Annotated in this window: 11 protein-coding genes; all 11 read left to right on the plus strand. The window is 60.3% G+C overall.

From position 1 onward, the window contains the following. Positions 1-176: 176 nt before the first annotated feature. The 11 genes from CRI93_RS14855 (at position 177) to CRI93_RS15255 (ending at position 7933) form a co-directional block, all read left to right on the plus strand. On the plus strand, positions 177-935 hold the full coding sequence (locus CRI93_RS14855; RefSeq protein ID WP_098063492.1) for a hypothetical protein: 759 nt from the start codon (positions 177-179) through the stop codon (positions 933-935). Positions 936-960: 25 nt separating this feature from the next. After that, complete coding sequence (locus CRI93_RS14860) at positions 961-1236, plus strand: hypothetical protein (RefSeq protein ID WP_141491750.1); 276 nt, start codon at positions 961-963, stop codon at positions 1234-1236. After that, positions 1233-1790, plus strand: a complete 558-nt coding sequence (locus tag CRI93_RS14865; protein WP_098063496.1) for a hypothetical protein — start codon at positions 1233-1235, stop codon at positions 1788-1790. The genes CRI93_RS14860 and CRI93_RS14865 overlap by 4 nt, the downstream gene beginning before the upstream one ends. A gap of 45 nt (positions 1791-1835) precedes the next feature. Then, complete coding sequence (locus CRI93_RS14870; protein ID WP_098063498.1) at positions 1836-2417, plus strand: hypothetical protein; 582 nt, start codon at positions 1836-1838, stop codon at positions 2415-2417. 533 nt (positions 2418-2950) lie between these two features. Continuing rightward, on the plus strand, positions 2951-3337 hold the full coding sequence (locus CRI93_RS14875) for a type II toxin-antitoxin system RelE/ParE family toxin (protein WP_098063500.1): 387 nt from the start codon (positions 2951-2953) through the stop codon (positions 3335-3337). 31 nt (positions 3338-3368) lie between these two features. After that, complete coding sequence (locus tag CRI93_RS14880) at positions 3369-3698, plus strand: helix-turn-helix domain-containing protein (RefSeq protein WP_098063502.1); 330 nt, start codon at positions 3369-3371, stop codon at positions 3696-3698. 556 nt (positions 3699-4254) lie between these two features. Then, entirely contained in the window at positions 4255-4563 is a 309-nt protein-coding gene (locus tag CRI93_RS14885; RefSeq protein WP_217992561.1) for a helix-turn-helix domain-containing protein, read from the plus strand. A gap of 485 nt (positions 4564-5048) precedes the next feature. Beyond that, positions 5049-5252, plus strand: a complete 204-nt coding sequence (locus CRI93_RS14890; RefSeq protein WP_098063506.1) for a hypothetical protein — start codon at positions 5049-5051, stop codon at positions 5250-5252. Between the two features lie 76 nt (positions 5253-5328). Next, complete coding sequence (locus CRI93_RS14895) at positions 5329-6252, plus strand: helix-turn-helix domain-containing protein (RefSeq protein ID WP_098063508.1); 924 nt, start codon at positions 5329-5331, stop codon at positions 6250-6252. Beyond that, positions 6249-7613: a replicative DNA helicase gene (gene dnaB, locus CRI93_RS14900; protein ID WP_098063510.1), complete on the plus strand. Its 1365-nt coding sequence runs from the start codon at positions 6249-6251 to the stop codon at positions 7611-7613. The genes CRI93_RS14895 and dnaB overlap by 4 nt, the downstream gene beginning before the upstream one ends. A 26-nt stretch (positions 7614-7639) precedes the next feature. Beyond that, a complete protein-coding gene (locus CRI93_RS15255; protein ID WP_141491751.1) occupies positions 7640-7933 on the plus strand; it encodes a hypothetical protein in 294 nt (97 codons plus the stop codon). Positions 7934-8016 lie beyond the last annotated feature (83 nt).

The raw sequence follows: 8016 nt of genomic DNA on the forward strand, positions 1-8016 counted from the left end.
GACCTTACAAAGAGATGGTGCGGCGCTATTGGGTACACCCATGAACACGAAACGACCCCGTGAACCCCGTGAACTCGGTTCATGAACCCGGTTCACAGGCTGCAAACGCCGGTTCACGGGTTCATGAACCACCCCGCCACTTCCACAGGCGGGTTCATTAACCACGAATCGAACTCATGAACACAATGCAAGCTGACCACGAAACGTACACGCTGGGGGAGATGGCCGAACGCTTGGACTGCTCCAAGAGCTACGTAAGCCGGAAAGCCCGACAGGGGGGAGAGGCGAAAGGCTTCCCCGTTGGAGAATACGCCGTCACCGACGGCACGGGAAAGCTCTCACACTTCAACGTCCCGGCCGACGCCTTCGAGCAGTCCGACGACGACGCGGAAGCACGCGAAAACACCGCCGCTGCCGACAACCAGGACGGCGTGCAGAGCATCCGCGACGTAGCGCGTGAGGCACGGGAGCGCCGGGAGAACGCGCAGGCCGAGCGCGACCGGGAGCAGCTGGAAGCCGACCGCCAGCGCCGAGAGCGTGCCGAACAGCGCCGCAATGCCCGCGCCAAAGAGCGCGACGCGCAGAGCGATCCCGATGCGCACACGTACAGCGTGGCCGAGATGGCCGGGATTCTGGACGCCACCGAAGCCAACGTACGCGACGCCGTGGCCGATGGCCGCGACGTGCGCGCCTTCCCTGTCTCCGAGTTCGCTGTGATGAACGAACGCGGCGATCTTGACGGCTTTCGGGTGCCGTCGGACGCCTTCGAGGACGACACGCAGCCACAGGACGCCGAGAGCAGCCACGAGACGGGCGATCCGGGCGACACACAGTCGGACACAGCCGCGAAAAAGCGCAGCGGATTCGGCGGCTTTCTCGCACTCGGAGCCGCTACCGTCGCCAGCGTCGCAATGGGCGCTTTTGACAACGAGTAACCTTTTTCAGCAGCCACACAGAGCCATGACCAACCGACTCAGCCGCATCGGCGCGCGTATGCAGGGAGGCCCCCCCGATAAATTCGACTTGGACCCGGCAACTCCGATTCTTTTTGCAGTCAACAGCGAAGAGTTTATTTTGACTTGTGCGGCGCACCTTGACGAGACCGACAAAGAACGCGTCGAGTTCGCCGTAATCATCGAGGACGAGCCGGAGCGCCTTAGCTGGTGGGAGCGGGTCAAAGCCCGCGCTATTGCCCTCATCACCGACCTTCTTCACCATAGCCCCGCAGTGCGATGATCACGACGACAGGAACGCCGAAATCCGGATTTTCCGCCTCCATGACCGACCACGAGGCGTACGAGCGCTTGATGCAGCTGGAAGATGAGCTGAGCGCGCTGGATGAAGAGACACTCTACTGTACGCCTTCAAAGGTCTCTGCGCGTGGGCAACGATGGGTCGACCTTGGAGAGAAGCTGATTACTTTTTTTGAGGACATCGGTAAAAGCCCGCTGCCGGTGTCGCCGGCCGTGACCCGCATCCGCCGCTTCGAGGAGGAATGCAAAGTAGGTGCGGTCGAGGGAGCACAGCTCGAGCTTACGAAGAGCAGCTACCGAAGTGCGCTTCGCACCCTGTGGGAGCACTTTCCCGATCTCCGCAAGGGCTACGGCGCGCCCGATCCGCCCCCAGAGCCGGACCCTCCACCGGAAAGCCCGCCGGACGATGGGACGACCGATGAAGCCGCGTCTTCGCTCCCGCTCCCGCTGCTCCTGGGTGGGTCGATGGCCGCCGGGGCCGCGTGGCTCTGGTGGCAAGCGAACCGCGTGGGCGACTCCAGCAAAGACAGCGAATAGCGCCCCCAAACCTTCTTTTTTTTTCGAGACAACGCACGAGATTCCATGCAGATTACAGGCACGACGACACCGACCACGACACCACGCCCAGCGCTTTCGCAGTCGGAGCCGATCTCTTACGAAGATCAACAGATCTACGACTTTAACGCGACGCCGGGGCAGCTCAAGACGCTGGTCGAAAACGGGAGCGTGAAGCCACGCGACAAGATTTACGTGGTGGTGGAGTGGAACGAAGAACACCCGGACCCAGAGGTTGACGAAAACGGGCGGGTGATCGAGCAGCCCCCGTCCACTGGCGTGATCCCTAATCCGATCAAGGAAAACGTCATGGATAGGCTGTCCCAGCGTCTCCCCCTGACGATCTGGGATCGCTCGACCCATTGGGCCTTTCACGCGACCGCGCAGAACGCGGTGCGGGAGCTGGCCGACAAAGACCCCGCCAGCGAGATCGACCAGATCCGAGAAATCCGGATCGGGGGCATCGGATCCGCGCAGCCCCCGCCCCCGCCGGAAGACGTGCCGGACGCGAACGCCAACGCGGCGCTGGTGGGGCCAACGAAGACTCTGATGATCGGTGGAGCAGGCGCGGTTGCGTGGCTGCTCTGGAAGAAAATGAGCCTCTCATAACCGTGACGTCACGGTTAAAAGCACTGGATTCGGGGGCTGTGCGGCCGTAGATTGTGGCCGCGACGACCACAGGCCGCATACGCCCCGATCCCATGCCGAACCACCGGAAGACCTGTCCAGAATGCCGCGAAGCGTTCACCGCACAGCGATCGGACGCCCGATATTGCAGCGAGAGGTGCAGACAGCGCGCCTACCGCCGACGACAGAAGGAAAAGCGCCGCGAAGAGCGGGAGCGCCTGGCCGCGTTGGAGCAGGAAGCTGCAAGACGGAGTAGCAATAGCCTAATTCGCCTAATAGGCCGCCTACGTAGGTGGTGGCGTGGCGATTGACGCCGTTTCAAAAACGCCATTCCAGCGAGTGAGACAAAAAAGCGTTTCACACCCGGCTTGAAACGCCACAGACGCCGCCGAAACGCCCGTTTACAAACCGACCGGTTTTGATACGCAGGCTGTGTGCATCACGTCGCGTGGGGCACAACGAAACCAATCGACGGTTAGGGCCGTGAACTATATTCAAAACTAAATACCTGTTGCATGAGTGATTCTTCCGAGCCATCCCGTTCGCGCAAGCCGCTTCGCTTTCTCCGTGCTGCCAAAAGAGATTACGATGCCCTCCCAAGCGACGTGCAGGACGATGCCGGATATAATCTCGACCGTGTGCAGCAAGGGAAAAACCCAGAAATCAGCTTCAAACCGCTGCATGGGTTGGGTGGGGGCATAATGGAGCTGCGCCTAAGCCACAACACGGATGCGTTCCGTGTGGTCTACGTGGCCCGGCTCTCCGAGGCTGTGTTCGTGCTGGATGCGTTCAAAAAGAAATCGCCGAGCGGGAATCGTCTCCCTCGAAACGTGGAGGAGCGCATCAAGGAGCGCTACAAACTCGCCAAAGCGTTCAACAAGCAACTGAGGTCACAGCCCTAACCATCACAGTCCTAACCAACAGCCTGGACCCATGAGCACCACTGAACAGCTTCCTACCGACCTCGAATCCGAGTTTACAGGTCCCTACGAAAGTGCGTTTGACGCACTGGATGACCGTGACCGGGCTGCTAATCTCAAAGTGCGCGCCCAGTTTATGAACCGTTTGTCCGACTACATCGCCGAGCACGATCTTACGCAGGTAGAGGCCGGGGAGCGCTTCGGCGTCAACCAGTCCCGAATTAGCCACCTGCTTAACGGGCGCATCAGCATGTTTTCGGTGGATGCGCTCATCAAAATGTGCGATCATGCGGGCATCTCCGTCACCATCTCGTTTGACGACGCCTACGCCGGGAGTGTCTAAATCTTTATTTTTGGAGGATGCAGCAGCTCGGCTGTATTGTGCGTGTGACGAAGGAAGTAGCCGGAGACGTGCCCGCGTGGATTCCCCGTAATGTCATTTATCGGGGTTTAAGACGTGTGAAGTGCACAACGTGCACAACGTGCGTGAGGCCGTGAAGCATCCGGCGAAGGGGCTTCACTTTGTGAAGGGGGTTCACGCACGTAACTCCCCTACGAAGTCGAGCACCCTAATTTTTAGTTAGGGTAGTAGACAGTACCGACGCCCTTCAGGGGTGTCAATAGTGCTGACCGCCTTTCATGCAAGGACTTCCGCAAGGAGACGCACAACGTGCACACCCTTTTCCCAAGGGGCTGTATGCTGCACAGCCCCTTGAGCACCGACCCTGTAAATGAAGAAACAAAGAACAGGCAATCCCTGCATCCCCCTTCAGCGGCGCTCCGTCCATAGATGCCCGAGTGAGTGCAGCACTCATCACCAAAACCGCCTCTTAACGCCGCTAAACACGGAACGATGCTAACGGATATCGTTACTATAGATCCAAGACGAAATAAATGTTATGCCTGATGTAGCCAACAACGTATCGATGTCCCCGTCCGAAATCCGCGCGCTGCGTAAGCGTGTCGATCTCAACCAAACCGATTTCGGGGAGGTCCTGGGTGTTGCCCAAATGACGGTTTCTGACTGGGAGAACGGTGCAACCCGTCCCAGTCAAACGCATCTTGCGGCTATGTACCAGTGGCGTGAGCGGCTGGACGAAATGGGGAGCAAGGAAAAGGAGGTAGACTGGACGCGGAAGCTGCTACGATCTGCAACCCAAGCCGGGATTTTGGCTGTCCTGCTTCGCATTTTTGGCGGCTCAAGATAGGCTACGCGGCATAAAAAACACCCCACCGGGCTTTCCCGATGGGGTGCAAAAACAACTTTGTAGTTTGTAGGCTCTGTTGACGCAGAGCAAGCCCGAAACCCGACTGACAATCGGGGACACAGGCAGACATCACGGAGCAGAAAGAACGACAACGCCGGAGGGCGAAGCCGATCCCTACCCTGGGGTTGGGAAAGAGCCTTCGAGCTTACCGGGCTACTTGCCCATTGGCTTTTTGGCTGTTTGCGTTCTTACGAGCAGTCAAAGCATCGGCTCGACCATAAAGGCCGTCGCTACTTCGGCTCGCAAGTGTGATGTTTTACTGCACAGGCTTTCGTTGATGTGAGTATTCTTTCACATCGCGAAAGTTTCTAAACGCTTTTTGGAACGGTCAAAGAGCCTGCAAAAACAGCATTTACGTGAAAAAGCGGCGTCCGCGCCGCTGGTTTCAAAACCACCCCCCTTTACGAACAGACCCCAACGAAATCATGGCAACGCCTGACCTCATCGAAGAACTGAAATCGGCACGCTCGAAGGTAAATCGCGCCGAGGATGCGCTCAATCTCTACGTCGATTACCTCAAAGCGACGGAGAGCGCACACGCCGACCTCATTGAGAGCACCCAATACGACCTCCTTAGCGCCCTCGACAGCGTGGCCCGCATCGAGCGGGAGCTAAACGAGGATTCATAGCCCGGATGCGATTCGTGGGGTGCCCACACACACCGGGTGCCCCCGGCTTTTCTCACTCACCAAGCCAGACAGACCTATGAGCAGCCTATCCGACGGCCGGAGCGCCGGTTTCCTCTGGATCGACAATGTCACTCTCGAACACATCGGCGCGGAGATTGGCCCCTATGGAATTGCCGTGTATGCAGCCATCGCCATGCACACCACAGGCCGAGGCCGCGAGGCATGGCCGGGAGCAAAGCGCCTGGCCGAGATCGCGGGCTGTAGCCCCCGGAAGGTGAAGAGCACACTTCACGATCTGGAAGCAGCTGGTGTACTCCAAATTAAGGAGCGGACCGGAGACACCAGCATCTTTACCATACTGGATGCACCCACAACGCCGGAATCCGACGAATCGGGGGGGGTGCACGACATGCACGGGGGGGGTGCACGACATGCACGGGGGGGAGTGCACGACGTGCACCCAAACAATAACCATAGAACAAGAACCAAGACCAAGAGGGGAGGCCCCGCCGAAAAATCCCCTTCTGAATCCCCCTCGTTGACCGCAGATGCAAAGCCTCTCGCAGATGCTTTCACGGCATCCGGTGCCGAGCTAACAAACAAGCGAATTCGCATCCTGAACAGGTGGGCAGAGCGTGGCCGGATCGACGACGTGCAGCGGTTCGCCCGTGTCGTAGAAAAAGACTTCCTGGGTGTTGACAAAGATCGCCAGCTCAACATGAGCGTGCTGCTTGACAAATACCGGGAAGACACCGCGAAGGCCGCCGAGCGCGCCACCGGGGGCACAGTGACCGACGTGCACGGACGCGGCGACGGCGCACCGCAGGCCGTGCCGCACAAGACCGCCGTGAAGGTGCATCATCACATCCGCAACGAGATCAACGGAAAAGCCAGCCTTACCGAGCACTTCGACCACATCGGCGATGGCGATTGGCGTCCAGTGACGGCAACCGCGCATTCGGTTCTCTCCTCTCTCTCCACTGACTCCACAGTCCAATGAGTGATCTTTTTGCGATCCAGTCCGAGCGGTACGTGATCGGCGCGGCGCTTTCCGGCGAGCGGACCGTTTTCACGCACATCCTCGACCATATTCAGAGCGCAGACGACTTCTACCGGGGCGCGCACCGCGACGCATGGCGCGTCATCATGGAGCTGTATCGAGCGGGGAAAGGCATTGACCTCCCGATTGTGACGCAGCACCTACCGGATGATAGCCGGGCAGACGGCATGATGCTTTCCGAGTGTTTTTCGGACGTGGCATCCACCGACGCGGCGACGCTCTCCACACACGCGCTGATGGTGCGGGAAAAGGCACTCGCACGCCGCGTGCGGGAGATCGCCGGAGGTGCAGCGCACGAGCTACAAGATGGCGCGGACGTGTTCGACGTGCTGGACACCATGCAGTCCGGTCTGCTGGAAGCGCAGCGCGGCGAAGCCGGACGCAGCACGAGCGCCGCAGAGGGTGCGCAAGCCGTGTTGGAGCACTTGGAGGCCGTGGACGCCGCACCGGACGGCGTGACGGGCATCCCGTCCGGGCTACGCGACCTCGACAAGATCACCGCCGGATGGCAGCCGGGCGATCTCATCGTGATCGCTGCACGGCCGAGCATGGGAAAAACAAGCCTTGCGCTTCATCTGGCCCATCATGCCGCCCGCACAGGCGTCGGTGTCGGAATGTTCAGCGTGGAAATGCCGTCTCGCTCGCTCTATCAGCGCATGATTACGACCGAAGCCGGCGTAAACGGGCAGCGGGCGCGCCGTGGCCGCCTTTCGGACGCCGATTGGGACGACGTGCGCGACGCAGCCGCATCGGTCCATGATCTCCCGCTCTACGTGGACGACCGGAGCGGCATCACGCCGATGCAGGTCCGCGCCCGTGCCCACGAGTGGGCCGCACAGCACGAAATTGGGATGCTGGTGGCCGATTACCTCCAACTCATGACGCCGGGAGTGAAAAAAGGCACGCGTGAACAAGAAGTGTCCTACATGAGCCGCGAGATGAAGGGCGTGGCGCGTGATTTAGGCGTGCCGCTCATCCTGCTTTCGCAGCTAAACCGCGCCGTTGAGCAGCGCGAGGACAAGCATCCGCGCCTTTCCGATCTTCGCGCCAGTGGAGCCATCGAGCAGGACGCGGATGTTGTGGCATTCATCTACCGCGCCGAGCGCTACGGCATCGACGCCGACGAGCAGGGCCGCCCTACGGACGGCGTGGCCGAGATCGACGTGAGCAAGCAGCGCAACGGTCCCGTTGGGACCGCCCGCGTCCGCTTCGACCAGCAAACAGGCCGTTGGTCCAACCTTTCCGAGCGCGACGAACCCGCCCACCAGGGCGACGGAGCCACCGACCGCGCGCCCTTTTAGCAGACCGATCCAAGAGCAGCAAAGCCATGCAAGAGCAACCAGAGGAAGGCCGCCCAACACGGGTTGACGGCTGCGGATGCAGCGCGAAGCTGCACGTAGTGCCATCGGAGATCACAGTTACGGCCGAGGTGGCCGACGGCACACGCCTTACCCTTACCGGGGTGCCATGCGGCGTGTGCGCACGCTGCGGCGCGCCGTTTTTTCGGTCAAGCGTGGACTACGCGGTTCGGTCGATTCGGGGGCTTTTCGAGCGCCCCGATTTGGGGCACATCGAGCGACCTTACAAAGAGATGGTGCGGCGCTATTGGGTACACCCATGAACACGAAACGACCCCGTGAACCCCGTGAACTCGGTTCATGAACCCGGTTCACAGGCTGCAAACGCCGGTTCACGGGTTCATGA

It is taken from the genome of Longimonas halophila (assembly GCF_002554705.1).
GTDB lineage: Bacteria > Bacteroidota > Rhodothermia > Rhodothermales > Salinibacteraceae > Longimonas > Longimonas halophila.